Below are 25,982 nucleotides of genomic sequence, written 5' to 3' on the forward strand. Positions count from 1 at the left end.
CGCTTGGGGAAGCTGTGTTTCGGGCAAAATGCAGCACAAATAGGGCAATCCTGCCGTGTACTACATGTAAAGATACGGCTTCCAGCTATCTTCAATCCGCCCGCCATAATCGCGGAGAAAAACGATGTGGCTTGGCCGGTAGGGTTTGCTGAGCAGCGGCATCTGCGCTTCGCGCGGGGTACGGTTGCCTTTTTTGTTGTTGCAGCGGTTGCAGGCGGTTACGAGGTTTTCCCAGGAGTCATCGCCTCCCCTGCTGCGCGGGATGATGTGATCGATGGTGAGGTCGCGGGTACTGCCGCAATACTGACACTTGTTGCCGTCGCGCTTGAGCACGTTTTTCCGGGAAAGCACGATAAAGCGAAACGGCACCCGCGCGTATTTTTTGAGCCTGATTACCGAAGGGTACTGATAATCGGACATCACCGTGCGGATGGAGCGGTCGGGGTAGTCATGGATCAGCTCAGCCTTATCCAAAAAAAGGAGCATGAGCGATTTCCGCACATCAACCACATTCAGGGGCTGATAGTCCTGATTCAGGATTAACACATTAACGTCAAACATTTTGTGCTGAGTTAGTTGGCAATTATGTACTTCCGGTAAAGCCCGGGCGCTGAATACCGGCAACAGCGCCTGACAGGCGCTCATTAAACACGAAGCCGGACGTTTTTCGTTTATCGGGATCAATCAGCTCCATGCGCACATCCCCCGAGGCATGCAGCAGAACGCCGCCGCCGAGGTACAGGCCTACGTGCACAATCCGGGTTCCGTCGAAGCTGAAATATATAAGGTCGCCCGTTAAGGCATCTTTAAGATTCCGGCTCAAAACCGGGTACGCTTTAATCTGCTGTGAAGCATCCCTGGGAAACGGAATGCCGAAGAGGAAACCGAGCTGTTGTACGAGTCCGCTGCAGTCGATACCGAAATCGGACCGCCCGCCCCACAGGTACGGGATGCCGAGAAACCCCTTCGCTGCTCCCAAAAGGTCCGGCGGCAAATCCGCCCCCTGCCTTATAATTTCATAGCTGCCAAACGGAAAGCAGAGACGCCCGTTTTCTTCGGCCGGCAGCAAGGCCCCGACGGGCACGCGCAGCTGATTTCCGTTTGCCTGCTCAAGCAGCATCCCGGCTCTGCGGCTTCTTTTCCAGCCGCTGAATCCGGCTTCATCATCCTGATAAACGTATGCCTGCGCCACGCTCACCCAGCCTTCGTAGCCGTCGTGCAGGGCCCTCACCTTAAGCCAGCGCCCGCTGCTGTCACGCTCCAGCAAAACGGCCCATTCCCCGAGCAGCAGCTCGTTCACCATTTCAGCAGCGTCTGATGCTGCCGCCCGCTGAGGCGCCGTTGCAGCGGATATGATTACAAGGTTTTGGAGGTTCGGGCTGTTTATCATTTTTTTTATATGTGATGAGTTCCTTTTCCGGGTTGACTGAATTAAACAAACCACAGCCTTAAAACCAAATACGGATAAAACGCCTCTTTCCTTAGGATGCTGATCACGACTAAACCATACATCTAACATGTTACTATAGTGGAAAGGGGAACAACTGATTCTGATAAATTTATGCCGTTTCGGACTATCATTTGGGCTGATAAAATTCTTATTTTTATATGCTGTTCAGCAATGTATCCAAACAAAAATTTCTGAGACCAGCTCTTATTCAATATTTGACTGATTCAACTGTTAAAAGGCCATTCGGAATATTTCAATCGGGCTTCATTTATGAGTTTCCGGGAGGTCCGATCAAAAATTAAGACCGTTCGGAAATACGGCACTCTCCTTTTATTTGAGACTGCCGAACCCCTGTTCCGAACCTCTGGAGGCCCGTTTTTTTTCCTTCCTCAATTTATCTTTACAAAAATGCCATATAAAAAAGACACATACAGCACGCTGTATTACAAAGAACCAGGTCCCAAACTGGATAAAGAAAGTCCCTTTGAGTCGATGATGGAGCGGTTTCGCTTTGCAGCGGAGCTTCTCGACCTTGACGAAGGTACCTTCAAATATTTGTCTAACCCGGTAAAGCAGGTTACTGTCTCTATTCCTGTGGAAATGGATAACGGTAAGCTTGAAGTGTTTGAAGGCTACCGCGTTATTCACGACAACGTACTCGGCCCAAGCAAAGGCGGCCTGCGTTTTGCGCCTGATGTTAACATTGATGAAGTGAAGGCGCTTGCATCCTGGATGACCTGGAAGTGCGCGGTTGTGAACGTTCCTTTTGGCGGGGCCAAAGGCGGCGTACGCTGCAACCCCCGTGAGATGAGCGCCCGCGAGCTTGAGCGGCTTACACGCCGTTTCACCGCGAGTATGCTGGAAGTTTTCGGCCCGGATGAAGACATCCCCGCACCTGACATGGGTACCAACGAGCACACCATGGCCTGGATCATGGATACCTACTCCATGCACGCCCGCAAAACCGTAACCGCGGTCGTTACCGGTAAGCCACCGATTATCGGCGGTTCACTTGGCCGCCGGGAAGCGACCGGCCGCGGCGTTGTTACCGTAACACTCGCTGCCATGAGCAAGCTCGGCATCTCGCCCGTAAACTCCAAAGTTGTGGTTCAGGGCTTCGGGAACGTGGGCTCCATTTCAGCCAAGCTGATGTACGAACAGGGCGCTCGTGTGGTCGGGATATCCGACGTAAGCGGCGGCTACTTCAATCCGGAAGGCATCGACATCCCGGCTGCCATCGAATATTCGGCTGCGAACAAATTTTCCCTGGAAGGTTTTGCCGGCGCTGAGCCCATCAGCAATGAAGCCCTGCTCGAACTTGAGTGCGACGTGCTCATTCCGGCTGCCAAGGAAGATCAGATCAGCAAGGTGAACGCTCCGAACATCAAGGCAAAAATTATTGCTGAGGGTGCAAACGGGCCGATTACTGCCAGCGCAGATGACATACTCGAGGAGAAAGGCGTTCTGGTAATTCCTGATATTCTTGCAAATGCGGGCGGTGTAACCGTATCGTACTTCGAGTGGGTACAGGACCGTCAGGGCTATTTCTGGACGGAAGAGCGCGTTAACCGCCGCCTTAACCGCATGATGCGCAACGCATTCCAGCTCATTTTTGATGTGAAGGAAGAGTACAACATCACCCTGCGTCAGGCGGCCTATGTGTATGCGATCAAGAAGGTAGCCGATACCCTAAAGCTGCGCGGAATTTACGCCTGATAATATTTTCTGATCAGGTTTTGTTTATTAAAAAAAGGGATGAATTTATTCATCCCTTTTTTTTAGCTTTAAACTGCTTCAAGTACCTGCTTACAGACAACAGCCAAATAATTTATCTGTCTCCAATGGCCCCTTCCAGTTTATCATTTACCTTTGAATCTGATTTCGCAGAGCTTGACCGCCTTCCGGAAGTAATTAATGCTATCATAAATCATTTTACTGTGAATGAGGACTTTGAAGCAATTCTAATGCTTGCTGTTTCTGAAGGGGTTACCAATGCTATCAAACACGGCAACAAGTTTGACAGAAACAAAAAAGCATACATGCACTGTGAGATTACGGAAAACCGAACACTGATTATCAAAATTGAAGATGAAGGCAGCGGTTTTAATCCTGACACCATTCCTGACCCGCTTGCTGAGGAGAACCTGCTTAAGCCCAGCGGGCGGGGCGTTTATTTAATGAATCAGGCTGCAAATGTTAGCTACAACGATAAGGGGAATATTCTGATACTGACCTTAGACATAAGCAAATCGCCTCTGTAGGCTGCTGAGTAAGCCGGTAATTTATAAAGATAAATTTTTCAGCTGAGGGCGAACCGTTTTCCGCTTTTGGCTTTCACGCAGCCAAGCATTTCAAGCTCAAGCAGCGCAACAAGCAGGATGTGCCCGGGCTTTTCGAGCTTTTCGGCAAGGTCATCAATCTGATGCTCGCCTGTTTCAAGAACCTCACAAACCGCTTTCAGGTCATCCCGCTGTGATACTTCCTTTAGGGTCCTCCATTTTGGTGTTGCCGGAGATTTTTGGGGCAGGATTGCTGCCGGTTTGGGTTCTTCAACCGGAAACAGACCCGGCTGATTTTGTGGTGCCGTATTTGCTTTTATGATTCCTGCCGGAAGATTTATTTCTTCAACAATATCAGTGAGGCACATGGTGAGCTTGGCATGCCCTTTTTTGATGAGGGTATTGCCGCCGGAGCCGGCTTCATTGGTAATATCGTGCGGAATCGCAAATACTTCACGCCCCTGATCGAGGGCCGCATAGGCAGTGATCATGCTGCCACCGGTTGTTGCAGACTCTACCACAAGCACACCGGTACTGAGCCCGCTCACCACGCGGTTGCGCACCGGAAAGTTTTCCCGGTCCGGTTTGGTGCCGGGGGCAAATTCCGAAATTACAGCGCCGCCGGAGGCCACAATCTTTTCAGTGAGTGCGCGGTTTGCTGAGGGGTAAATCCGGTCGATACCGGAGCCAAGTACGGCTACCGTAAGCCCGCCGGCCTCAACGGCCGCAGCATGAGCCAGGGTGTCGATTCCATAAGCGAGCCCGCTGATAACACTCAGACCCGAACGGGCAATATCTCCTGAGAACTGCTGTGCCCGCGCCCTGCCATAGGGGCCGGGCTTACGCGTGCCGATTACCGCAATGCCAGGCACAGACAAAGCTGCTGCATCACCCCTGCCCCAAAGCAGCAACGGCGGGTCGAAAATATGGCGCAGCCTGTGCGGGTAGCGCTCATCATCGAGGGAGAGCAGCCAAACATCCGTGTTGTCGGTCACTTTCAGGATGCGGTCCACTTCCTGCCAGGCCTTAAAACGGCCGATAGCTGCGGCTGTAGCCTTGCCCAGACCGGGAATCTGCATCAGCGAAGCGGCATCGGCCCGGAACACCTCATCCAGATCCGGAAAGGCCTGCATCAGCCTCATAATTCGTGAAGCGCCCAGCCCCGGAACCAGGCTCAGGCCAATCAGATTTCGAATCTGCTTCTCATTCATCACCTGAATCATTTGGCATGAGTTTCCAGATCATCTCTTTGAGCACATCAAGATTGTGGCCTGCGGCACCGGAAATACAAACGTAGGGGATATCAAGATCCGGCTCTTCAGGCAGTTCAAACCCGGGATGGAGATCCATTTTGGTGATGGCCAGCAGCCGCGGTTTCTCAAGCAGGTCGGCCCGGTACTGCCGTAGTTCTTCGAGCAGAATGTTGTATTCGGCTTCAATATCAGTGTTGGCAGCTACTACAAAAAGCAGTGCACGGTTACGCTCTATATGCCGCAGGAAACGAAGCCCCAGGCCCTTACCCTGATGGGCTTCCTCAATAATCCCGGGAATATCAGCCATCACAAAACTGCGATAATCCGGCAGCTGAACCACGCCCAAATTGGGTTCGAGCGTTGTAAAAGGGTAATCAGCAATCTTGGGCCGTGCTGCTGAGACAACAGAAAGCAGCGTGCTTTTACCCGCATTTGGGAAACCCACAAGGCCTACATCGGCAATAAGTTTTAATTCAATTTCCACTACAATTTCTTCACCAGGCTCACCCGGCTGAGAATACCGCGGACTTTGGTTGGTAGAGCTTTTGAAATGTGTGTTACCGAGCCCGCCTTTGCCACCCTGCGCGACAAGCAGTTCCTGCCCGTCTTCAGTTACCTCACCGAGCAGCCGGCGGGTTTCAGATTCATAGGCAATAGTACCAAGCGGAACAGGTAAAATGAGGTCTTCCCCGCTTTTGCCAGTCATTTGCTGCTTACTACCGGGGTTTCCGTGCGGTGCTCTGATAAATTTTTTATACCGCAGGTCAAGCAGGGTATTCATGTTGGCATTGCCTTTGAGAATTATGTGGGCGCCACGGCCTCCGTCTCCCCCGTCAGGACCGCCTTTGGGAATGTATTTTTCTCTTCTGAAGTGAGCCGATCCTGCACCGCCGTTTCCGGCCTTCAGGTAAATTTTTGCGTAGTCCGCAAATCGCATAGTAATCCGGATTGAACTGACGTACACTTAATAAGAAAAAGCGTGCCGCCGGTTATTTGAAAAAGAAAAGCCAATGCAGCAGGTACATTGGCTGATAAAAACCAAAAAACGAGTAATTAATCCTGCAATGGCTGCTCGTATTTCTTATTTAGTACATTCAGCAGTTTGGCAAGCCTGCTTTTGAGCTGAGTGCGGGGTACAATAAAATCCAGAAAGCCGTGCTCGAGCAGATATTCAGCAGTCTGAAAGCCTTCTGGAAGGTCGCGGCCAATGGTTTGGCGAATTACCCTCGGGCCGGCAAACCCAATGAGGGCTCCGGGCTCACCAAGGTTAAAATCTCCAAGCATAGCATAGCTTGCGGTTACGCCGCCGGTCGTAGGGTTGGTCATCAGGCTGATAAACGGAACACCGGCTTCTGAAAGTTGAGCGAGTTTAGCAGAGGTTTTAGCAAGCTGCATCAGAGAGAGAACGCCCTCCATCATACGTGCCCCGCCTGACTGCGAAATAATAAGCAGCGGAATTTTGTGTTCGCGGGCATAATCAATGGCGCGGGCAATTTTTTCGCCTACTACCGAACCCATACTTCCACCTATAAAGCGGAAATCCATACAGGCAACAACCATATCGTTACGGCGCGACTTTCCGACAGCTACCCTGGCAGCGTCTTCAAGGCCTGTTTTTTTCTGCATTTCTTTGAGGCGGTCTGCGTACGGTTTCCGGTCGGTAAAAGACAAAGGATCAGCCGAAACAATACCCGGGAACAACTCTGTGTACTCCTGACTGTCGAAAAGCAGGTCGAAATAACCTTTGCTATCCATCGAAAAATGATAACCGCTTACGGGGCATACCCAGGCATTTTCCTCAAGCTCCCTTCGGTGAACCGTTTCACCGGTAACGGGCACTTTAACCCAAACTCCTTCGGGCATATCCTTGGGAGTTTCAGTTACAATATTGGATCCCTTACGCTTAAACCAACTCATAGGTATTCAGTTTAATGATCTGTTATAAAAATAAATATTTGGAATGGCACGGAATTCAGAATAAATATCAGCCTGCCAAAATACAAAGAAGAAATCAGGTTTCCACAATTTAAGCAACTGCAGATCAGGCTTCCTCTTCCAGGCCGTAAAGAGGTTCAAAAAACTGCGGGTCTTCGGTTTTAACCCAGGCTGAATATACAGGATTGAGCACCATTTCGATTAAACTCTCAGCCCGGAGCGCATCCTCATTCTCAAGCTGTATAATTTTATACCCGGCAAGTGCGTCAGCTGAAAGGCGCCCGATGCCGGTACCTGCTACGATATCTCCTTGCTCAAACATACCTTCAATAGAAGCAAGCCCGCGCACCGATGCATTGCATATCGGCTGCAGCCCGGTCTGAGGATTTAGCAGGAAGGTCTGATGGTATAAGTGCGTTCTCCTTGCATTAAGAACTGCGTGCAGCCGCTTGCTTCTTCCGTCTTTGAGGCTCATCAGCCGGCTCACTGCAATTGATGCCAGTGTATCAGCTGCGAAAAGCGGCGTATTTCCTGAAAAAAGCATCCCCTTAACTGCACTTGAAGCAATTCGGAGCCCGGTATAAGAGCCAGGCCCGCCCGAAACAACAATTGCATCAAGCTGATGAACTTGCAGTCCGGCATGCTCAAGCAGTTCCTGTACAAACAAAAAAGTGTGTTCGGAATGAATGCCTGTGCCAACTGCAGAGCGGCTGGTTATTTTGTCGCCCGTCTTCAGGGCAACAGAGCAAACCGGCGTGGAGGTTTCTAAAGCTAAAACAGCGTGCATGAATTTAAATTTTTAGCTTAAAATACAATCCTGTGTCGTAATCCGGAACCTCAAAAATAGGAATACGTCTGTTTAACGCTGTTCCCTGAACCTCTTAAAATGTATGAAAACAAGCACCTTTGTGCTATTTTTATCATTACAAAGCTTTTATTGTGAACCACTGCCTTCAAAGAATACATCCGCCTGCAGCTTGTGTAATCAGACGTTAAATGCAGTTAACTCGGCCTTATACATGATGAATAATCATCTGAAAATGAGTTATTTAAGGCTGAACGCAAACATCTCTTATCCATGCACACGGCATTTTCCATAAAGCTATTATTATCAGTATTTTTACTTTCCTGTACGGGAAACGAGCATACCGCTGTGCTCAGTGGAACTGTGAGCAACCCGGGGTCTGATACTATTTCACTTGAAATTGAGCGGCTTCATTATAAATTCAGTGATCCTGTAATTGTTGAAACTCCGGTCCATGAAAATGGTTCTTTCCGTTTTGAAGTTCAGCTGAGTGAACCCGCAAACTTCCTTCTCATATATAACAACGGTACATTTCCGGTATATCTTGCACCGGGCGAACATACGCAGCTGACCTTCAACCATGCTCATTTTCCGGGAAGCATTCGCGTAAGCGGCTACGCGAGGCAGCATTATCAGTCTCTGCTCACTTTTTTGTCGGAAACGGAAGCACTATCAAGGCATAAAGTGCGGGAGCGGCAAAAGTTCCTGCGAAATCAGCCTAACGAGTACCTGAATACGCACCGGAATAAAATTTCAAGTGCAAAAGAATTTCTTGGTGAAACACCTTTTAGCTATCTGATTCACAGATATACAGGTGAATACCTTGTAGGAAGGCTTCAGGAAATAAGGCTTCGCAAAAATGAACCCGGCATAAACCTTGAGCTCGCGCGGCTTTCGGTAATCAGAGAAGCCAGAATACAGCGTTTTTTTAGCTATGAAAGTCAGCTCGCCCAAAGAGCGGGCATCCGTGATTTTGCGAATGAATGGATACAGACTTTTGATTTCAGAGATAATCCGGAAACACGTTCGGAAAACGCACAAAATCAGGTACTGACGGTTGCTGAAGAAGTGCGGCGCACACGCTGGCAGCTGCTGGAGTACACAACTGACGAACGTGCAATGCGACATGCAATCATGTACCTCATTGCTGAAGAGATGGGTGATTTTGATTATGAAGCTGGTGCAGCATTACTCAGCACCTTTGAATATGAACTCAAAAAAGAACCGGCTTATTTTGAGTTTTTATCAGAACTAAAAAATGAAATCAGTAAAACGCAGCCCGGTATGCCCGCTATACCCTTCACGCTTCAAACAGCAGACGGTAAAACAGTAACACTTGAAGACCTGCAGGGCAGATACGTACTGCTTGACTTTTGGGCGAGCTGGTGTCAGCCGTGTATTCAGGAAATTCCATACATGACTGAAATTTACGAGGCCTATGATGCCTCTGATTTTGAAATTGTTTCCGTATCGCTTGATGAAAACTTTCAGGCCTGGCAAAACATGCTTAACCGTTTTGAGAAGCCATGGATTCATAGCTTTGACGGAACCGGTTTTAATCAGGCTACTTTCCGCAGCTACAGAGCAGGCGGAATCCCGTTCTATGTACTCATCAGCCGTGACGGAACGATCCTTCGCAACAATGATTTCCGACCTTCTGTTGATTTGTTTACTATTCTTGAGGAGTTGGTCTATTCCGATCTTGACCATACCTATGCCGGGCAACGATAATCACACTTTCAGATGCCGTACCTTCATTTGTTAATTAAAAGGTACCGGCTTATATTGCTTGGGGTTAAATAAAAAACCGTGGACATAAACCTGCTTTAGACTGCGGGTATATAAACTGATTGATTCACCTTGAAAAATCTTTATTATTACGACCCGCAACAATGTGAATTCGTTGTTGTGGAGTATTCAAAGAAAGACAAAATCCTGCACACCTTAACAACAAGCCTGCTTATCGGTATTGTTGTTGCGGGTTTTTTTATAACCTCACTGGTATATCTTTCCGGATCGCCTGCGGAGCTTGCCTTAAAAGCTGAAAATCGGGTATTACTGAATCAGCATCTTCAGCATCAGAACCTTATTTCACAGCTTTCTGAAAGCCTCCACGACATCTCACGCCGTGATAATGAAGTTTATCGCACCGTTTTGGGTATGGAACCCATAGATGAGCAGCAACGCAGAGCCGGGGCCGGTGGTGCTGATTTGTTTGTTTCTTTTGAAGGCCTTGCTCCCTCAACAACTGCCCTTCTCAGGCAAACATCGTCTGAACTTGAAAATATTGAACAGCGTCTGCAAATTCAGCAGTACAGCTTCGACGAAGTTCGTGAGTTCTATAATCGGAACAGTCAAAAAATGCGTCATCTTCCCATTTTGCGGCCGATTGACAGCATCATACTCAGCGGATACGGTATGCGGACCCATCCTGTTTTGGGCGTTCGGCGTATGCACGAGGGTCTGGATTTCAGAGCGAGTATCGGCACACCGATTTATGCCCCGGGTGATGGTGTAATAAGATACGCTGCAAACCGCGCAGGTGGCTACGGCCTTACGATAGATATTGATCACGGGCACGGATATTTAACGAGATACGCACATTTATCTGCCATTGCAGACGGAATCCGTGTAGGCCGCCGCGTTCAGCGCGGTGAAAGAATCGGATACACAGGCAGATCAGGCGTCGTTTCAGGCCCTCATCTTCATTATGAAATCCATAAAAACGGCCGCCCCGTTGATCCTTTAAATTACCTGTTTGCTGATCTCACACCTCAGGAATATCAGCTGTTTACCCGAATACACCGTGCACAACAACGCGGTTTACTCGAATAAGGTCTCTGTACCGATTTATATCGATAGGATAAAATTAAAAAGGCGCTGTTTCTAAAAGAAACAGCGCCTTTTTAATTTTTCCGTCAAAACAGGGCATTCCCTCTTCCCCTTTTCACTTAGACAGTCGAGACTCCAGAAACTTTTTTTCAATTACGTCAGCATTTTTTACCGTCAATTTCAGCCAGTTATTCCACAACTCTTCTTTCTCACACGGACTCAGGCCAAATTGCTGCATTGTTTTTTCTGAATGCAGCCTTAATGTAGTATGGTAAAGCGTTAAGGCTACTGATACAGATACGTTCAGGCTTTCAGAAAACCCAAACATTGGAATTTTGAGCTTGTAGTCGGCCATTGCCGATGCTTTTTCAGAAACGCCTTCTTTTTCCGTTCCGAACAAAAAAGCAACGGGCTCCCGAAGGGGTAACTCTGACAGCAAGGTATCAGCGTCCGGAGTCATTACAGCAATTTTATACCCTCTTCGCTTTACTTCAGCAAGACAGGCATCTGTACCTCCATTCTCGCTGTTATAATTGCTGATCGTAAGCCACTGATGTGCCTTACGTGTTACCCCCGCTCTGATCTGAAACTGATAGCGGTCTTCAATATAAAAGACGTCCTGTACGCCAAAACAATCGCAGCTGCGCAAAACTGCAGATGCGTTCTGCGGCTGATAGATATCCTCAAGAATAACGGTAAGAAAGCGTGTTCGTTTGTCAAGAACTTCATGCATTCGTTTAGCCCTTTCGGGGGTGACAAACTGCTCTAAATGCTCACTTAACTGCTTCTGCAAGTTGGAAATACCCGCCATTATCCGCAAGTTTTACTGGGAACTGTCGGGTTCCATGAGCTTAAATCCTTGATTTCGGACCGTTACAATGTAGGGCGTCTGATCAATGGCACTTATTTTTTTTCGTATATAGCTGATATATACATTAACATGATTGGTTTCTTTTCGGTCGCCATCAGGCCATACATAATCAGACAACTCATCAAAGCTCACGATTCGATTACAGTTTTTGAACAAGAATGCCATGATATCGAATTCGTTGTTGGTAAGGCTAACATCCTGCCCCTTCACCCTGAATGTTCTGGCAACAAGATCGAGCCTGAGATCACCGCATGAGAAGCTTTGATCAGGGCTTTGCTGCTTGCTTCTGCGGATGAGAGCGTTAACTCTGGCAAGCAGCTCCTGTACCTGAAATGGTTTTTCGATATAGTCATCAGCACCGTAATTCAGGCCTGAAACTTTTGTGTCAAGCTCCCCAAATGCTGATAAAATAAGAATTGGAGTGTTATTTCTGTGGTTTCTGACACTGCGACATACCTCAAGCCCATCAATTTCAGGCAGGCCTATATCAAGAATTATGCAATCATATTCTTTAGACAGAGCGAGCTGAAGCCCCTGTGTTCCGGTTTCAGCAAAATCAGTCTCAAAATTTTGCTTTTGCAATACAAGCCGAACCAACTTTGCGATATCTCTGTCATCTTCAACGACTAAGATTTTCATTTTTGTTTAATTCCAAATGGTTAAGGTTTGTACTCACTGCACAGAAGCCGGGTCATCAGCTTTGAACTCAGAAATAATATCATATCCTATTTCGGAAAGAATGCTGATAATGACATCGTTTATGTCATCATTCATCTTATGATCACCTTCCAGTTCAAGGAACCGGGTAGGTACCCCCTGCTCTTCTAAAATTTTCAAGGATTCACGCTGTGAATCAACCGGTACGGTTTTATCATCTTTCCCGTGAAGCGCAATAACGTTCATATGCATACATTTCCGCAGTCTTTTCTCGGAAAAGGATTCTGCCTTCACGCGGCCGCCTATCATGATCAGATCGTTGGTATGCTTCCACCTGCTTAAGGCAAAGTATCCCGCCTGATAAGCACCCATTGAGTACCCGATGATGCAAAGTCTGTTCACATGCAGCCGAAGCGTAACAGTATCAATTATCGACTGAATAAATTCTGAAGTGTACTCAAGGGATTTTATAAACGAACCCTGTTTTCCGTTATACAGATACCAGCCAAATCCCCACTTTCCGCGATGCTGTATTTTCCGAAAATCCGGATACGGACCCTGAATAAACAAATGATAGGCTTCTACAGCCTGCAGGGCTTTCATTTTTTTCTCAAAAGACTCAATATTTTGCCCTGAACCATGCAGATACACAATTAGTGGCTTTGGGCGGTTTTCTCCTGTATGAAACAGTTTATAAGGCACTTCAACCTTAAACGAGGTTTTCCCGGAGCTAAGAACTTCCATACAAAAATTAAATTTTTCAGGCTTTTAGTGGCTTTTGAATTAAAACACTTCTGCTTTTCCTTCATCATACTTATAAGGTATAATATACTGCTTAAAGCGAATAAATGCCTTGTATGATGCTGATTGAACTTAAAAAGCACGCTTAATTGAACCTAAAAAGAAAGCCCGGCATTTTAATCCAGGCTTATTCTCTGTAATATCAATAGTTTATTTTAAATCAGAATCTCATAAAGCCAGAACGGGACCGGCTTTTTCTTCATGTTTCCGGTATTCAATATTACCAAGGAGTGTTTCTGCATTCGGCACCGTGCTTAAAAGCTCATCTTCAAGCATATCCGCGAAGCTGCGCATATACAGAACGACATCTTCACGGTTTTTATGATTCATAACTTTCCTGCGTTCCAGAGGAATCCGAACAAGCACACGCTGATCCGACAGACGCTCGATATGCACAATATCCTGCCGGGTTAACCCAAGCTCAAGCATTGTTTCAATTATATGATCGATAGTATATCCCGTTGATGTACAATGTTCAACAGATTGTGTGCTCCAGTCACCCGCTTTGAGCAGTGCCATTTCATGGATTTCAGCTGGTGAAAGCCGGGTAATGGTCTGTGCCAAATGGCCGCAATTACAGCGCCCCATGTGGCACCAGTTATAATCTGCTCCGGCTTCAAGACGCTTTGCAGTTTCACGTAACGTATCGATTAGCGTCAGGTTTGGTGTAGTTAGCATAGTGTAGTGAGTTTATTGTGTTTTGCAGTTAATTCAGAATTTCCAAACTAATAGTAATGGTTTTCTGGCGTTTATCCGTTTGGGTTGCGCTATTGCGAAACACCGATTCAGCAGCTTTAATTTCGTAAAGTAAGCATAGCTTTTCAAAACGAAAAAAGCCGCAACAGCACTATTGAACTGATTGCGGCTTTTTTAGATGACTGAATGTTCACATGCAGATGAACTTTAAACTATTACTTATTTTTCTGTCCTGGAAGCCCGTGTAAGTACTACTACAAGTAAAGCAAGCACTACAAGACCGAGCAAAATCACAAAAAGAAGGTAGTTCGGTCCCGGAGGTTGTGCACTCACATTCCAGTCGCTGAGCTTCCGGTCAATAGTGGCAATATTCTCAAAAGTAAGAATGCGGCCTTCCGTCAGGAATGGGTTCCATCTCTGCTTCACATCGTTGAACCAAACACCGGCAAATGTATTGTAACGGGCAAGTTCTTCATCACTGCCACCATCAACGGCAGTTCGCTGAAGGGCGCCGTCTATATAGGTGTTTAAAGCAGCATAAAAAGAAGACGAACTGTTAAATGATGAAAGGTTTATACCCGCATTAGCGAATGTCGTTTCCAGTGAACGCCATACGCTTTGCTCAATGCGGTTGTTCCAGGTCGTCATCAGATCGTTAACATCACTTAACTGTTGCTGCTGCGTAGCAGAAGATTCATACATTCCGGCAAGTCTCGTACCGAGGTTATTCCATGAATCGGCAAAACGCTGCTGAACCGTTCTCAGCCGCAAAAAATCTTCACTTGAGAGGTCGCTGTGGGTGTCAACAAAGCTGATATTGCTTTCAACGATGGCTTTAATGTGGCCAACTACGTTTTCACGATCGGCGCGCAGCGTCATTTCCTGACGCTCAGCAGCACTCAGACTCCCAATATCCATATTGTCGTAGGCAACAAAAAGAGAATCAACCAGGTTCAGAATAAAATCATCCCGTGAATCAAGTTCCCGGCGCAGGTTTTGAGCCATAGCCCTGTTTGCATTCCGGTCGCGTGTCATGTTCTGAAGCTGTGAACGAAGCGATTCGGTTTCATCGCTGAAGCGTTCAAGCTCAGAAGTAAGCTCAGAGATTTGGTCGGTAAGCTCCTGTATGGTCTGATCCTGTTCGCCAATTCGGATCAGGTATTCACGGGCTGCACGTGAAATTTCACGCAAATTGGTAAGCTGAACCGTAAACTCATCCGGAAAAATAAACCGGTTAATCAGACCTGCATACTCTTCAAATTCACGCTCAAGCTGATTAATGCGCAGGATTATTTCCTCGGCATCGTTTATGCTTTCAATGGCTTTAACCTGTCCGAGAATGACGTTATACTCGTTCTGATAAGAACGAACCCGTTCAAAATCTGACTGCTGGGCTGTTACAGTCAGGCTCAGGCCTGAAAAGAATAACAGCATAACAGCCATCACAAAGCTTCTATAATATTCATTCATGATAATTACTCTATAAAATTAGTTTCCGGTTTTTTGAAATGCGAAATGGCTGCACACCACAATTATTGTTAATTCAGTCCACTGCTGCTCAGGTTGAAGCTTCTGTCGCCGTCAACAAGCTGAATGAGCGGTGACCGCTGATTAAAAGCCGGATTTTGGAGTCTTTCGCCCGGTATGCTAACTACCTGCGATTCCTTAAGCTCGCGCTGCCCGCTTTCGAGAATAAATACGTGGCGAAATCCGGGAGCCGTCAGGAAAAACAATCCGTCTGTGTTTCTGATCATTCGTACAGCTGTACTTTCAAAATCAGCCGGAGTTATTCCCTCTTTTTCGAGAATGGCATTAAGATTAAAACTTAAACCGGTACGGGTGTCGCTTACATTAGCCTGAGCATCTGCCGGCATAACCATTTCAATCGGGTTAGCGAAATCCACATTCTGGATTACAAGCTTGCTGCCACATGCTGAAACTGAAATCAGCAACAACAACAGCAGCGAGAAATTTATTAGGTTCTTGGTCATCATACTTTTCCTGTTTATTTAGGGTGTATTTGATTAATAATTACAAGCAATTGTACATACTGATTGTTCACAGGCATTCATCCTGAAAGGCAATTCCCGGCTCAGACGGAAATTACTGCATTGTACAACGTATCATTTATGAGTTTCTGACGGCCGTTCAAAAAAGTAAGATCAATCAAAAAAGAATATCCGATTACAATGCCCCCCAGCTGCGTAACCAGTCGGGTAGCCGCAGCTGCCGTTCCGCCTGTTGCGATCAGATCGTCGTGAATAAGTACCCTGTCGCCGGCTTTGATGGCATCGTTGTGCATTTCTACCGTATCTTTACCGTACTCGAGTTCATAACTTGCAGCAATTTTTTTGTAGGGTAACTTATTTGGTTTTCTCACCGGTACAAAACCCGCATTTAGATTTTGCGCAATACTTGGCCCGAATAAAAACCCCCTTGATTCAAGACCAACTACAACATCAATATTTTGACCGTTGTAAGGCCTCGTAAGTACATCAGCAGCAAGCTTAAGAGCGTCTGCATTTTGCAGCAGAGGCGTGATATCCTTAAAAACGATGCCCTGCTTAGGGTAATCTTTTATATCGCGTATGTGTAGCATTAGGAGTTCAAGCTCGTCACTCGTAGCAGCACTCATAGTTAAAACCGATGTATAGATAGGTTGATGATGAATTTTATGTGCTTATTTTACTAATTTGGTTGTTTTCTGAGTAACACAAAATACTGAATTAATTATCACTTAAAAAATTGAACCCTGATATCCCTTTTGCAGCATACAGCGGTTGGCATACGCACCAGCGCTTTATGCGGCTTGCGCTTGAAGAAGCATTACTTGCCCGTCAGAAAGATGAAATCCCTGTCGGTGCAGTAGTTGTGCACCAGAATAAAGTTGTTGGGCGGGGCCACAATCTCGTAGAAACACTTAAAGACCCTACTGCTCACGCCGAAATGCAGGCCATAACTGCGGCATGCAGCACCCTTGATGATAAGTTTCTGCAGGAATGCACCCTTTATGTAACCCTCGAACCCTGCCCCATGTGCGCGGGTGCAGCTGTTCTTGCCCGCCTTGAACGCATCTGCATCGGTACACTCGACGCAAAAACCGGGGCTTGTGGCACACTTCTGAATGTAGCAGCTAATCAGAAACTCAATCATCAGGTTGAGATCATTCACAGCATTCTGGAAGAGGAATGCAGGGAGTTACTGCAGCGGTTTTTCAGAAACAAGCGGCAGCGTTTATGATTTCGATGTATTGTTGAGGCTATAGAGGTTATGTTCTCTGATGTAAGAATACACATCTGCCGGAATTTCAGCTGGTATCTCACCCTGCGTAAGCCGTTCTCTGAGCTTGGTTGAGGAGCAGCTCAGGGGTTCGTGTTCCGCAAACCGGACTTTCCGCATTACCACTGGCGCTACGGCTTCCGTACTGAATTCCGGGCGCGCGGCCACGAGTAAATCAGCCATTTCAAGAATATCCCGGTACCGATGCCACCGGGAGAAAGCGCTGAGGTTATCTGCTCCGATGCATACTGTAAAAGCATACCCGGGGTGCTGCTTACATAAGGCTTCAAGGGTGTGAATGGTGTAGCTCGGTTTGGGCAGTGTTTCTTCTATGGTGCAAACCTTAACTTTTGGAATTCCTCTAATCGCAATCCGTGTCATTTCAGCACGATGCCAGTAGGGTGTACCGGCTTCCCCCTGTTTAAAGGGTGAAAGCGGTGAGGGTAAAACCCAAAGTTCAGCGAAATCGGAACTGTTCAAAAAGGATTTAATCACTGCAAGATGACCGGAATGAACCGGATCAAATGTGCCGCCATAAAGACCGATAGCTTTGGGTTTCATGTAAAGAAGAGGGTTTCATTAAATGAAAAAGCCGGATATCTGAAGATTCAGACATCCGGCTTTTTATAATCAGATTACCTTAGTTTCCTGCAAGCTGCCGGATTGCACTATCACGACCTGCGACTGCGCGGTCAAAGTAGTTTTCTGCAACAGACCGGTTTGCACCCCGCGGAAAAAGCTGAACATAGGTTTCGTAAGCTTCAATTGCCTTGTTGTAACGCTCTTCCTGCCGGCTGACAGTACTGTTATCAGCAAAGTAAACCCAGGCACGAATCTGATTGGCCTGTGCTTTTTCGGCAAAGCTTGTTTCGGGATACATATCAATGGTAAGGCCAAAATAAATTGCTGCAGCACGAAAATTCACAGCTGTCCGGCGGCCGAGCCGCATGTACTGTTCGGCTGCTGAGAAGTTTTTCCTTGCAAGTTTTTCTCTCATTTCATCAATGTACGTAACGGCTTCTTCCACGCGTGCAGACGAACGGTTGCGGCTTATAAAAAGCTGAAAGAGCTCGATTGAGCGAAAGGTGTCGGTCTGATCGAGTTCATAGCGCGGACTCAGCAAATAGTAGCAATAAGCTTCCATAAACTGAGCATCGGGCGAGCGGTCAGAGCGGTTAAAAAACACGTGATAGCGTTGATATTCAGAAGCTGCAAGCAGGTACTGACGGTTTTTGTAATAGCTCTCAGCAAGGAAAAACTGCGCTTCCTGGCCAATTTCTGTACCACGGCCAACAGTTATGACCGTTTCAAAGGCCTGTGCAGCATCCCCAAAACGACCGCGGTCGTAGAAGGCCATTGCTTTGTCAAAAGCAACTTCGAGCGAATCTCCCGGACGAATCTGATTTTGGTTGGCACAGCTGAATAAAATGAGACTGCTTAAAATGAGCAGAAAAAAAACAGGTAAAGAGGATAACTTCAAAGCTTACAGTTTGTTTGTGAAAAAAAATGAATCCCGGACTTACTTTCTTAATTATCGCGCTTGCTCAGTGTTTCGATCAGATTCAGAACAGCCTCCTTATAAGGAGACTCCTTAAACTGACCAAGTGCTGAAAGGCACGAAATATAATGATTTTTTATGGCTTCTTCAGAATCCCGAATAATACCATGTTTTTGATAAGCATCGATAACGTACTGAACATCTGTTTCGGTACATAATGCGTTCTGAAGGATGGCTGAAATTTTGTTCCGTTCATCACCGCTTGTCCGCTTTAAGGCCTCTAAGCTGAGCCATGTTTTCTTGCCTTCATAAATATCACCCCCTACCCGCTTACCGAATTTATCCGGATCAGCTACAGCATCAAGCAGATCATCCTGAATCTGAAAGGCAATACCTGCTTCAAGGCCGAGGCGACCGATTGTTTCAACCGTTTTTGAATCCGCTCCTGCAATGAGGGCACCCATTTTTAGTGAAGCGTCCAACAGTGCCGCTGTTTTGCAGGTAATCATGTGGATATAAGCATCCAGCTCAACCTCTATCGCGGTTTCAAATTCCATATCGAGGGCCTGACCTTCGCACACGATCCGGGTTGCTTCAGAAAATTCCCGGTGTAGCTGCGCGAAAAGCTCAGGTGGGAAGCCGTTTTCCGGGATGTAGTGTTCGAGCTGCTGGTACGCAAGATTAAACATAACATCTCCGCTTAAAATAGCCGTGCTTGTATCCCAGCGTACGTGTACAGCCGGCTTACCCCGGCGTGAATTTGCCTGATCCATGATATCATCATGAATGAGGGTGAAATTGTGAAGCAGCTCGACGGCGAGTGCTGCCTTCACGGCATCTTCTGGGTTTCCGCCACACATGCCGCAACCCAGCAACACAAGCTGCGGTCTGATCCGTTTACCACCAAGCGCAAGCGTATATTTAACAGGATCATACAGGCTTTTTGGACGTTCCGGAATTTCAAGCCGGTTTAAAGCCCTTTTTATCAGTTCAGCCGGAGATAATTCGTGGTTCACTTGAAAAGATTTCGGTGTGGTTCAGTTAATAATTATTCTTAAGGTAAGGCTTTGGTAAGCGTTAATCGAACTTAAGTTGAATCGGCATAAACAAACTTTCATTTTTTCCGCAGGTACTGTTGTGAAAGCTGCCGGATATTCTGTACCCCCAGCAGACAGAGCACAAACCTGAAATCCCGCTCCCATTCGCGAAACCACCGTTGCAGACCATCACGGCCTTCTTCAATAACGGCGCGAATTACCGGCTGTGCGGCAGCTGTAAAATCGGCGCCCAGGCAAATGGCTTTTGCCATGTCGAGGCTGTTTTTGATACCGCCTGACGCAATCAGTTCGAGACCTTCCGGTTTGGAAGCCTGTATCATTTGCAGGGCGTCGGCCGTTGGGATCCCCCAGTCATCAAAAAGGGAGTTCGGCTTTTCTGAGCGGGCGTTTTCTACTTTACTCCAGCTTGTGCCGCCGGCACCTGCAATATCAATCACACGAACGCCGGCCTGATGCAGTTTTGCTGCAACCGTTGCGGAAATGCCTGCACCTGTTTCCTTCACAATTACAGGCACAGTCAGATTTGCACAAAGTTCGCCAATGCTTCCCAAAATTCCCCGAAAATCCCTGTCACCTTCCGGCTGCATCAGTTCCTGCAGAGGGTTAAGATGAATGATGAGGGCATCGGCCTCAATCACATCCAACATGAGGTCGATATCTGTGCGGCTAAGCTGCGGAAGCTGACATCCGCCAATATTTGCCGCAATGAAAGCTGTAGGCGCTTTTTTTCGGGCGATGCTGAAAGATGCCCGTTCATCTGGCCGTTCCAGCATCGCACGCTGACTCCCGACCCCGAAGGGAAGCTGATGTGCTTCACAAAATTCAGCAATAATCTCATTTACAGAAACCGCACCGCTGTAACCGCCGGTCATGGATGAAATAAACAACGGGAAGGCAAAAGACCGGCCAAACAGTTCAGCCGAAACATCGATTTGATTAAGAGCGAGCTCAGGGAGTGCATTGTGTATGAAGTCATACTGCCCGAACCCGTTTGTCTTTGCATAGTTTACATCGCCGGTTACACAAAGCGACACGTGGTCTTTTTTCCGGTTTTGTATCGACATCGGAGAATTCTAATCACTGAATGAATAAAAAAAGGCAAAGCAGAATAGCTTTGCCCTAAATCTTTAACAGGCCGGGAAGCGCTGATAAACGCTCACTCCGCTTCAGCTGCCTGCTTAACCTTTGGTTTCCTGTAAACGGGCACAAATGAGCAGGCTTCACCGTACATCAGGCGATCAGCAAAAGGAAGCAGGCATTGTGTCGCAAGGGTATAAACCGAAGGATCCAGTGCTTCGTGGCTGCAGCCTTTAAGAAGCACTTTTTTACCCGCGTACTGCTGCCAGTTGTGTATTCTCACATTTTGCTGCATGGAAGCCAGTTTTACCTGCTCAGGGCTGCCATAGGCAACAATTGCGCCTACTTCAGCAGCGTGGCTGCAAACCAGCATGTAAGCCCAGTGTGCAATTATGGCATCAGTTGAGCAATGCACCGCCAGGATACTGCCGGAAAAACGGCTCCAGTCGAGGTTTTGCAGCGCATCCCGAAAATCCTTCTCCCTGAGAATCAGCTCCATATAGAGAAATTCTTTTAGGTCGAAGCTGTGAACAGCTCTCTTTTCCCTGAACATTTCCAGGTCGAGCGTTATGAGGCCTGATTTTGCTACCTTATTTTCAATCATCATAAAAAGAATTTTCTAAACCGCGAAAGATTCACCGCAGGAGCAGGTTCGGCTGGCATTGGGGTTTACAAAATGGAAACCCTGACCTTTCAGGCCGTCGGTATAATCGAGTTCGGTACCTGCCAGATAAAGGAAGCTGCGCATATCAACCACAATGGGAATGCCCTTGCTCTGAAACACCTGATCTTTTGACCCTTCCGCAGCTCCGTTATCGTCAAAATCAATCTTATAGCTCAGCCCGGAACATCCGCCACCTGCAACCCCGATTCTAAGAACAGAAGTTGCCGGGCGCTTTTCCTGCTCTTTGATTTCAAGAATGCGTTGTGCGGCTCTTTCAGTGATGGTTATCGCCATTATTTTTCTCGTTTTATGAAATAATACTGCCTTAAGCTGAAGTAATGTGTCAGATCGTTTTCACTTCAATTTCAGGATGGATACGACGAACCATACTCTCAATCGCATACAAGGTTCCGGTAGTAGCGGTAGGACAGGTTCCGCAGGCGCCCTGATAATGAACCTTGAGAATGTTACCTTCAAGGCCAAGAACTTTCAGTCCGCCCCCGTCTGCGAGCAGATACGGCCGCACCTGATCATCGAGCATCTGATTGATTTCGGCAAGTCGCGGGTCGTTCATGGCTTCCTTGCTTACGTGCACTTCTTCATCGTCGCTTTCAAGCTCACCAATGGCTTCAGCTTCACGGATAGGTGGTGCAAGCTTGCGCAGCAGGTCGTTCCAGTCGGCCTTGCCATCCTGAGTAACGGTCACGTATTTATCTACATAATAGACATTTATGACGTTTTCTATTTTGAAGAGCTCACTTGCAAGCGGGTCTTTCCCGGCGAGTTCAGCTGACTCATAAGATCTTGTAACGCCTTGCGAGATGGGATCTTTCAATACAAACCGGATCGCATTTGGGTTTGGTGTACGTTCAATTTCAGCAATTTTAGGCATAATGAACCTCCAAAAAGGTTTTCGGATAAAATATTTATTCAGTTGAAATCTCTTGTTTGTTACGCAGAGCGGCATCAAGCGTGTGCCATGCGAGGGTTGCGCACTTTACACGGGCGGGAAGGTCTTTCACGCCGGCAAAAACCTGAAGCCGGCGCAGTTTCGGATCTTCACTAGGTTCAATTTTTCCGGTTGCCATCTCATGAAACCCAGTGAACAGTTCTTTGGCTTCATCCACAGATTTACCTTTCACAATAGTTGTCATAATAGAGGCAGATGCTTTTGAAATAGCACAGCCGTCTCCGACAAAACTCACATCCTGCACTACATCCTCACCGTCAACAATCAGGTAAACGTCCAGCTTGTCGCCGCAAAGGGGGTTATGGCCCTTGGCAAAATGGGTCGGAAAATCAATTGCACGGTAATTCCGCGGGCTTTTGTTATGATCCAGGATTACTTCCTGATACAGATTTTTTGACCGGTTAGTCAGTAACATCAAATAACTCCGTTACTTTTAAAAGGGCGTCTGTTAGCTGATCAATTTCTTCAAATGTGTTGTAGAAGGCCATAGATGCACGGGTTGTGGCGGGAATGCAGAACCGGTCCATTACAGGCTCAGCACAATGCTGTCCGGTACGCACCGCTACGCCTTCCCCGTCGAGAATAGTGCCAATGTCGTGCGGATGCACGCCCTTAATCACAAACGAATTGAGTGACACTTTTTTTGCTGCTGTTCCAACGAGCTGCATACCCGGTATTTCCATCAGCCGCCTTGTTGTGTATGCGAGCAGCTCATCTTCATAGGAGGAGAGCAGCTGCCGGTCGAGACCATTCAGATAATCAACCGCTGCGCCAAGACCAACTGCCTGTGAGATGGGCGGTGTGCCTGCCTCAAATTTATAGGGCAGCTCATTCCAGGAAATGTTATCGAAAGATACGCTCAGAATCATATCACCGCCGCCCTTGTACGGGCCCATTTCTTCGAGCAGCTCCTGCCGGCCGTACAACACACCAATGCCCGTAGGGCCGTGCATTTTGTGTCCGGAAAATGCGTAGAAATCAGCGCCGATACTGCGAACGTCAACCGGAAAATGACCTATAGCCTGAGCACCGTCAATTACGGTACGAATACCCTTTTCCCGGCTCATACGGCAGACTTCCTCAACCGGGTTAACCGAGCCAAGTGCATTCGAAACATGGTTCACGCAAACAGCTTTAACATTAGGCTGCTGAATCAATTCAGAAAAACGATTCATATCCAGCGAACCGTCATCCAGAATCGGAATAACCTGAATCTGTGCGCCGGTTCTCTTTGCAAGCATATACCAGGGAACAATGTTCGCGTGATGTTCCATGTTTGAGATCAGGATGACGTCGTCTTTAGCGACATTCATACCGCCCCAGCTGTGGGCAATCAGATTAATTGCATCTGTAGTGCCGCTGGTAAAAATGATTTCTTTCAGTGAGGAAGCTCCAACAAAACACCGGAGTTTTTCTCTTGCTCCCTCATACAAATCGGTAGCTTCCTGACTCAGCTGATGCACACCGCGGTGCACGTTTGAATGGTGGAAGCTGTGATAAGTCGAAACCGTTTCGATTACCTGCCGCGGCATTTGTGTTGAAGCGGCGTTATCGAGGTAAGCCAGAGGTTTATCCTGAATGGTTCGTTCAAGAACAGGGAAATCCCGCCGGATTTCGAGAATCCGGGCGGGAGTTACCTTGCTTTTTGTGATGGAGTCGTTCACGAAAGAATGTTGTTTCTGATGTTAATTGCAGGATTATACCTGCGCTACTGCTTCATTGCCCGTAAAATCGGCTACGAGTTGCGTGAGCTGTGCCCGCAAACTTTCAACCGGGATGTTTTCGATTACATCCAGAGCATAACCGTAGGTGAGCATCTGCATGGCCGTTTTTTTGCTCAACCCGCGGCTTTGCAGGTAAAACAGCTCTTCATCGCTAAGCTGACCAATGGTTGCACCGTGACTGCACTTCACATCATCAGCAAAAATTTCAAGCTGAGGTTTGGTGAAGACATCTGCATTTTCTGACAGCAGCAGGTTGCGGTTTTCCTGATAGGCATCAATCTGCTGCGAATCCTTACGGACAAAGATTTTCCCGTTAAAAACAGATTTTCCTTCTCCCAGGGCAATCACTTTGTGAAGCTGATGGCTCGTACAGTTGGGCTTGAGGTGATCAAGCGTACTGTGCGTATCAGAAACCTGATTACCATCAACCATTACAAGTCCGTCAAGCGTGGCATGCGCGTTTTCGGCATCTACGAGTGAAAGCGGTTCGTTGCGGAACAGCTGCGCACCGCTTGAAACGGTGTAGGAATTATAATTACTGCCCCGGCCAAGCAGGGAAGCTACACGGCTGATGTGGAACGCATTTTTTTGCTCACGCTGAACTTTGATGTGGTTAACATGTGCCTCATCCTCAAGCACCGTTTCCGAAACGGCCGTATTGAAATAAATCTGCGATCCGACACCGATAAAATCTTCCACTACAGTAGCATCACTGAAACGCTCACCGTATATAAACACGCGCGGTGCTGTAGCCACTGCCTGTGTACGGGCATCGGTAATGTGCAGGATGTGAACCGGGGCTTCGATTTTGACATCTTTAGCCGTAAATACTACCGAAATATCCGCAAGTACAGCTGTGTTGAAAGCAGTGAAGGCATCTTTGGCATAACGGGCAACTTTGCCAAAATGGGCTTCGAGAGCTTTAATCACAAAACCAGGGGCATCTTTAACCGATCCGGCAAAACAGCCTTCCGGTAATGCGCTTGTATCTGAAAGAGCCGTGTTAATGCGGCCGTTAACCACAACAATTGTAGATTGTGCAGCTTCGGGCAGGAAGTATTCCGAGATTTCATCACGGCTAATTTCAGCTGAATCCGCCTGTAAGAATGAATTCCGGTACAGGGGTTTCAGGGATAGCTGACGCCAGTCTTCGTCGCGCGGAGTCGGAAACGACCACTCCTTAACATCGAGAGCAGCCTGCTCCCGGGCGCTTTCCACAGGTGCAACACCGGTGGGTTCAACAGAAAAACCAGAGTGCAGCTCGTTCAAATAGGTTGTTTGTGCAAACTGAACGGCAGTACTCATTTGGCTTCTCCGTTTACGAAGGTTTCTTTTACGAGCCAGTCGTAGCCCTGATTTTCAAGCTCAAGCGCCAGCTCGCTGCCACCTGATTTAACGATCCGGCCGCCCATGAGAACATGTACAAAATCGGGCTTGATGTAGTTCAGGATACGCTGATAGTGAGTTACAACCATAAAGGAGTTTTCTGTACCGCGCAGAGAATTAATACCTTCTGAAACAATACGCAGAGCATCGATATCAAGACCGGAATCCGTTTCGTCGAGAAGCGAAAGGCGGGGCTCCATTGCGGCGAGCTGAAGAATTTCATTACGCTTTTTCTCACCGCCTGAAAAACCTGCGTTAACACTTCTGTCGAGGAATTTGTTATCCATTTCAACCAGCTTCAGTTTGTCAGCAATGTAATCTTCGAACTCCAGCGGGTCGAACTCTTCCTGACCGCGGGCTTTGCGCACATTGTTAACTGATTGACGAATAAGCATTGCGTTGCTTACGCCGGGAACTTCAACAGGGTACTGAAAGGCCAGAAACAGACCGGCAAGAGCGCGCTCTTCGGGTTCCATTTCGAGAACATCCTCGCCGTCGAACAGGATCTGCCCGGATGTAACTTCGTAGGCGGGATGTCCGGCTACAACTTTTGCAAGCGTACTTTTTCCGCTCCCGTTGGGCCCCATAACAGCATGGACTTCGCCCTTACCAATTTCAAGATTGATACCTTTGAGGATTTCAATATCCTCACCCTCTACTTTAGCGTGTAAGTCAATAATTTTTAACACGGTAATAATGATTTAATGATGGTTATTTTGATGAAAATCGGGGCCGGTCTCTCAACTT

29 protein-coding genes are annotated in these 25,982 nt (G+C 47.3%); 5 read left to right on the forward strand and 24 right to left on the reverse strand.

The features are described from left to right. Window positions 1-60: 60 nt before the first annotated feature. Both LAT75_RS02850 and LAT75_RS02855 read right to left on the reverse strand, forming a co-directional pair. The gene (locus tag LAT75_RS02850; RefSeq protein WP_291481112.1) at window positions 61-561 is read right to left on the reverse strand and encodes an HNH endonuclease; all 501 of its coding nucleotides are present in this window, start codon (window positions 559-561) and stop codon (window positions 61-63) included. 22 nt (window positions 562-583) lie between these two features. Next, window positions 584-1,390 (reverse strand): NlpC/P60 family protein, encoded by an 807-nt coding sequence (locus LAT75_RS02855; protein WP_291481113.1) that lies wholly within the window; start codon window positions 1,388-1,390, stop codon window positions 584-586. Window positions 1,391-1,858: 468 nt separating this feature from the next. Between LAT75_RS02855 and LAT75_RS02860 the strand changes: the two genes are divergently transcribed. After that, window positions 1,859-3,166 carry a Glu/Leu/Phe/Val dehydrogenase gene (locus LAT75_RS02860; protein WP_291481114.1) on the forward strand — a complete coding sequence of 436 codons (1,308 nt, stop codon included), beginning with the start codon at window positions 1,859-1,861 and terminating at the stop codon, window positions 3,164-3,166. Window positions 3,167-3,186: 20 nt separating this feature from the next. After that, on the forward strand, window positions 3,187-3,711 hold the full coding sequence (locus LAT75_RS02865; protein ID WP_291481115.1) for an ATP-binding protein: 525 nt from the start codon (window positions 3,187-3,189) through the stop codon (window positions 3,709-3,711). A 38-nt stretch (window positions 3,712-3,749) separates the two neighbouring features. Here LAT75_RS02865 and dprA read toward each other — a convergent pair whose 3' ends face one another. The 4 genes from dprA to tsaB form a co-directional block, all read right to left on the reverse strand. Beyond that, entirely contained in the window at window positions 3,750-4,940 is a 1,191-nt protein-coding gene (dprA, locus tag LAT75_RS02870) for a DNA-processing protein DprA (protein WP_291481116.1), read from the reverse strand. Beyond that, complete coding sequence (gene obgE / locus LAT75_RS02875; protein ID WP_291481117.1) at window positions 4,933-5,919, reverse strand: GTPase ObgE; 987 nt, start codon at window positions 5,917-5,919, stop codon at window positions 4,933-4,935. Before obgE ends, dprA begins: the two co-directional genes overlap by 8 nt. A 116-nt stretch (window positions 5,920-6,035) precedes the next feature. Next, window positions 6,036-6,899 carry an acetyl-CoA carboxylase, carboxyltransferase subunit beta gene (accD, locus tag LAT75_RS02880; RefSeq protein WP_291481118.1) on the reverse strand — a complete coding sequence of 288 codons (864 nt, stop codon included), beginning with the start codon at window positions 6,897-6,899 and terminating at the stop codon, window positions 6,036-6,038. A 124-nt stretch (window positions 6,900-7,023) separates the two neighbouring features. Next, the gene (gene tsaB / locus LAT75_RS02885; RefSeq protein ID WP_291481119.1) at window positions 7,024-7,704 is read right to left on the reverse strand and encodes a tRNA (adenosine(37)-N6)-threonylcarbamoyltransferase complex dimerization subunit type 1 TsaB; all 681 of its coding nucleotides are present in this window, start codon (window positions 7,702-7,704) and stop codon (window positions 7,024-7,026) included. A 366-nt stretch (window positions 7,705-8,070) separates the two neighbouring features. Here tsaB and LAT75_RS02890 point away from each other — a divergent pair, with 366 nt between their 5' ends. Beyond that, complete coding sequence (locus tag LAT75_RS02890; protein WP_291481120.1) at window positions 8,071-9,453, forward strand: TlpA disulfide reductase family protein; 1,383 nt, start codon at window positions 8,071-8,073, stop codon at window positions 9,451-9,453. A gap of 129 nt (window positions 9,454-9,582) precedes the next feature. Beyond that, on the forward strand, window positions 9,583-10,557 hold the full coding sequence (locus LAT75_RS02895) for a M23 family metallopeptidase (RefSeq protein ID WP_291481121.1): 975 nt from the start codon (window positions 9,583-9,585) through the stop codon (window positions 10,555-10,557). Window positions 10,558-10,669: 112 nt separating this feature from the next. Here the strand turns inward: LAT75_RS02895 and LAT75_RS02900 are convergent, their stop codons facing one another. The 7 genes from LAT75_RS02900 to LAT75_RS02930 all read right to left on the reverse strand — a co-directional run bounded on the left by LAT75_RS02900 (window position 10,670) and on the right by LAT75_RS02930 (window position 16,214). Then, complete coding sequence (locus tag LAT75_RS02900) at window positions 10,670-11,365, reverse strand: RNA methyltransferase (RefSeq protein WP_291481122.1); 696 nt, start codon at window positions 11,363-11,365, stop codon at window positions 10,670-10,672. A 12-nt stretch (window positions 11,366-11,377) separates the two neighbouring features. Beyond that, window positions 11,378-12,064, reverse strand: a complete 687-nt coding sequence (locus tag LAT75_RS02905; protein ID WP_291481123.1) for a response regulator transcription factor — start codon at window positions 12,062-12,064, stop codon at window positions 11,378-11,380. A 33-nt stretch (window positions 12,065-12,097) separates the two neighbouring features. Further along, window positions 12,098-12,826 (reverse strand): hypothetical protein, encoded by a 729-nt coding sequence (locus tag LAT75_RS02910; protein WP_291481124.1) that lies wholly within the window; start codon window positions 12,824-12,826, stop codon window positions 12,098-12,100. A 225-nt stretch (window positions 12,827-13,051) separates the two neighbouring features. Then, window positions 13,052-13,561: a hypothetical protein gene (locus LAT75_RS02915; RefSeq protein WP_291481125.1), complete on the reverse strand. Its 510-nt coding sequence runs from the start codon at window positions 13,559-13,561 to the stop codon at window positions 13,052-13,054. A 237-nt stretch (window positions 13,562-13,798) separates the two neighbouring features. Then, window positions 13,799-15,049, reverse strand: a complete 1,251-nt coding sequence (locus LAT75_RS02920) for a hypothetical protein (protein WP_291481126.1) — start codon at window positions 15,047-15,049, stop codon at window positions 13,799-13,801. 68 nt (window positions 15,050-15,117) lie between these two features. Further along, the gene (locus LAT75_RS02925) at window positions 15,118-15,573 is read right to left on the reverse strand and encodes a hypothetical protein (protein WP_291481127.1); all 456 of its coding nucleotides are present in this window, start codon (window positions 15,571-15,573) and stop codon (window positions 15,118-15,120) included. A gap of 98 nt (window positions 15,574-15,671) precedes the next feature. Beyond that, on the reverse strand, window positions 15,672-16,214 hold the full coding sequence (locus tag LAT75_RS02930; protein ID WP_291481128.1) for an adenine phosphoribosyltransferase: 543 nt from the start codon (window positions 16,212-16,214) through the stop codon (window positions 15,672-15,674). Window positions 16,215-16,324: 110 nt separating this feature from the next. Here LAT75_RS02930 and tadA point away from each other — a divergent pair, with 110 nt between their 5' ends. Beyond that, complete coding sequence (gene tadA / locus LAT75_RS02935; RefSeq protein ID WP_291481129.1) at window positions 16,325-16,819, forward strand: tRNA adenosine(34) deaminase TadA; 495 nt, start codon at window positions 16,325-16,327, stop codon at window positions 16,817-16,819. Here tadA and nadD read toward each other — a convergent pair. The 11 genes from nadD to sufC form a co-directional block, all read right to left on the reverse strand. Continuing rightward, window positions 16,814-17,419 (reverse strand): nicotinate (nicotinamide) nucleotide adenylyltransferase, encoded by a 606-nt coding sequence (nadD, locus tag LAT75_RS02940; RefSeq protein ID WP_291481130.1) that lies wholly within the window; start codon window positions 17,417-17,419, stop codon window positions 16,814-16,816. The two genes, tadA and nadD, sit on opposite strands and share 6 nt — an antisense overlap. 79 nt (window positions 17,420-17,498) lie before the next feature. Continuing rightward, a complete protein-coding gene (bamD, locus tag LAT75_RS02945; RefSeq protein ID WP_291481131.1) occupies window positions 17,499-18,338 on the reverse strand; it encodes an outer membrane protein assembly factor BamD in 840 nt (279 codons plus the stop codon). Window positions 18,339-18,385: 47 nt separating this feature from the next. Beyond that, the gene (locus LAT75_RS02950) at window positions 18,386-19,372 is read right to left on the reverse strand and encodes a polyprenyl synthetase family protein (RefSeq protein WP_291481132.1); all 987 of its coding nucleotides are present in this window, start codon (window positions 19,370-19,372) and stop codon (window positions 18,386-18,388) included. A 98-nt stretch (window positions 19,373-19,470) separates the two neighbouring features. After that, on the reverse strand, window positions 19,471-20,478 hold the full coding sequence (gene fni / locus LAT75_RS02955) for a type 2 isopentenyl-diphosphate Delta-isomerase (RefSeq protein WP_291481133.1): 1,008 nt from the start codon (window positions 20,476-20,478) through the stop codon (window positions 19,471-19,473). Window positions 20,479-20,570: 92 nt separating this feature from the next. Then, window positions 20,571-21,098: a DUF2480 family protein gene (locus LAT75_RS02960; protein WP_291481134.1), complete on the reverse strand. Its 528-nt coding sequence runs from the start codon at window positions 21,096-21,098 to the stop codon at window positions 20,571-20,573. 12 nt (window positions 21,099-21,110) lie between these two features. Continuing rightward, window positions 21,111-21,449: an iron-sulfur cluster assembly accessory protein gene (locus LAT75_RS02965; RefSeq protein ID WP_291481135.1), complete on the reverse strand. Its 339-nt coding sequence runs from the start codon at window positions 21,447-21,449 to the stop codon at window positions 21,111-21,113. Window positions 21,450-21,498: 49 nt separating this feature from the next. Then, window positions 21,499-22,047: a NifU family protein gene (locus tag LAT75_RS02970; RefSeq protein WP_291481136.1), complete on the reverse strand. Its 549-nt coding sequence runs from the start codon at window positions 22,045-22,047 to the stop codon at window positions 21,499-21,501. A gap of 34 nt (window positions 22,048-22,081) precedes the next feature. Then, window positions 22,082-22,540: a Fe-S cluster assembly sulfur transfer protein SufU gene (gene sufU / locus LAT75_RS02975; RefSeq protein WP_291481137.1), complete on the reverse strand. Its 459-nt coding sequence runs from the start codon at window positions 22,538-22,540 to the stop codon at window positions 22,082-22,084. Beyond that, a complete protein-coding gene (locus LAT75_RS02980; RefSeq protein WP_291481138.1) occupies window positions 22,527-23,789 on the reverse strand; it encodes a cysteine desulfurase in 1,263 nt (420 codons plus the stop codon). Before LAT75_RS02980 ends, sufU begins: the two co-directional genes overlap by 14 nt. A 33-nt stretch (window positions 23,790-23,822) precedes the next feature. Further along, on the reverse strand, window positions 23,823-25,154 hold the full coding sequence (gene sufD, locus LAT75_RS02985) for a Fe-S cluster assembly protein SufD (RefSeq protein ID WP_291481139.1): 1,332 nt from the start codon (window positions 25,152-25,154) through the stop codon (window positions 23,823-23,825). Continuing rightward, a complete protein-coding gene (sufC, locus tag LAT75_RS02990; RefSeq protein ID WP_291481140.1) occupies window positions 25,151-25,924 on the reverse strand; it encodes a Fe-S cluster assembly ATPase SufC in 774 nt (257 codons plus the stop codon). The genes sufD and sufC overlap by 4 nt, the downstream gene beginning before the upstream one ends. Between the last annotated feature and the right edge of the window lie 58 nt (window positions 25,925-25,982).

Source organism: Cyclonatronum sp. (assembly GCF_022565315.1).
Classification (GTDB): Bacteria; Bacteroidota; Rhodothermia; order Balneolales; family Cyclonatronaceae; genus Cyclonatronum.

Excerpts from the sequence above, each read along its gene's own strand:
- LAT75_RS02850 (WP_291481112.1), bottom strand. The coding sequence starts at position 561 with ATGTTTGACGTTAATGTGTTAATCCTGAATCAGGACTATCAGCCCCTG.
- LAT75_RS02855 (WP_291481113.1), bottom strand. The coding sequence starts at position 1,390 with ATGATAAACAGCCCGAACCTCCAAAACCTTGTAATCATATCCGCTGCA.
- LAT75_RS02860 (WP_291481114.1), top strand. The coding sequence starts at position 1,859 with ATGCCATATAAAAAAGACACATACAGCACGCTGTATTACAAAGAACCA.
- dprA (WP_291481116.1), bottom strand. The coding sequence starts at position 4,940 with ATGAATGAGAAGCAGATTCGAAATCTGATTGGCCTGAGCCTGGTTCCG.
- obgE (WP_291481117.1), bottom strand. The coding sequence starts at position 5,919 with ATGCGATTTGCGGACTACGCAAAAATTTACCTGAAGGCCGGAAACGGC.
- accD (WP_291481118.1), bottom strand. The coding sequence starts at position 6,899 with ATGAGTTGGTTTAAGCGTAAGGGATCCAATATTGTAACTGAAACTCCC.
- tsaB (WP_291481119.1), bottom strand. The coding sequence starts at position 7,704 with ATGCACGCTGTTTTAGCTTTAGAAACCTCCACGCCGGTTTGCTCTGTT.
- LAT75_RS02900 (WP_291481122.1), bottom strand. The coding sequence starts at position 11,365 with ATGGCGGGTATTTCCAACTTGCAGAAGCAGTTAAGTGAGCATTTAGAG.
- LAT75_RS02905 (WP_291481123.1), bottom strand. The coding sequence starts at position 12,064 with ATGAAAATCTTAGTCGTTGAAGATGACAGAGATATCGCAAAGTTGGTT.
- LAT75_RS02910 (WP_291481124.1), bottom strand. The coding sequence starts at position 12,826 with ATGGAAGTTCTTAGCTCCGGGAAAACCTCGTTTAAGGTTGAAGTGCCT.
- LAT75_RS02915 (WP_291481125.1), bottom strand. The coding sequence starts at position 13,561 with ATGCTAACTACACCAAACCTGACGCTAATCGATACGTTACGTGAAACT.
- LAT75_RS02920 (WP_291481126.1), bottom strand. The coding sequence starts at position 15,049 with ATGAATGAATATTATAGAAGCTTTGTGATGGCTGTTATGCTGTTATTC.
- LAT75_RS02925 (WP_291481127.1), bottom strand. The coding sequence starts at position 15,573 with ATGATGACCAAGAACCTAATAAATTTCTCGCTGCTGTTGTTGTTGCTG.
- LAT75_RS02930 (WP_291481128.1), bottom strand. The coding sequence starts at position 16,214 with ATGAGTGCTGCTACGAGTGACGAGCTTGAACTCCTAATGCTACACATA.
- nadD (WP_291481130.1), bottom strand. The coding sequence starts at position 17,419 with ATGAAACCCAAAGCTATCGGTCTTTATGGCGGCACATTTGATCCGGTT.
- fni (WP_291481133.1), bottom strand. The coding sequence starts at position 20,478 with ATGTCGATACAAAACCGGAAAAAAGACCACGTGTCGCTTTGTGTAACC.
- LAT75_RS02960 (WP_291481134.1), bottom strand. The coding sequence starts at position 21,098 with ATGATGATTGAAAATAAGGTAGCAAAATCAGGCCTCATAACGCTCGAC.
- LAT75_RS02965 (WP_291481135.1), bottom strand. The coding sequence starts at position 21,449 with ATGGCGATAACCATCACTGAAAGAGCCGCACAACGCATTCTTGAAATC.
- LAT75_RS02970 (WP_291481136.1), bottom strand. The coding sequence starts at position 22,047 with ATGCCTAAAATTGCTGAAATTGAACGTACACCAAACCCAAATGCGATC.
- sufU (WP_291481137.1), bottom strand. The coding sequence starts at position 22,540 with ATGTTACTGACTAACCGGTCAAAAAATCTGTATCAGGAAGTAATCCTG.
- sufD (WP_291481139.1), bottom strand. The coding sequence starts at position 25,154 with ATGAGTACTGCCGTTCAGTTTGCACAAACAACCTATTTGAACGAGCTG.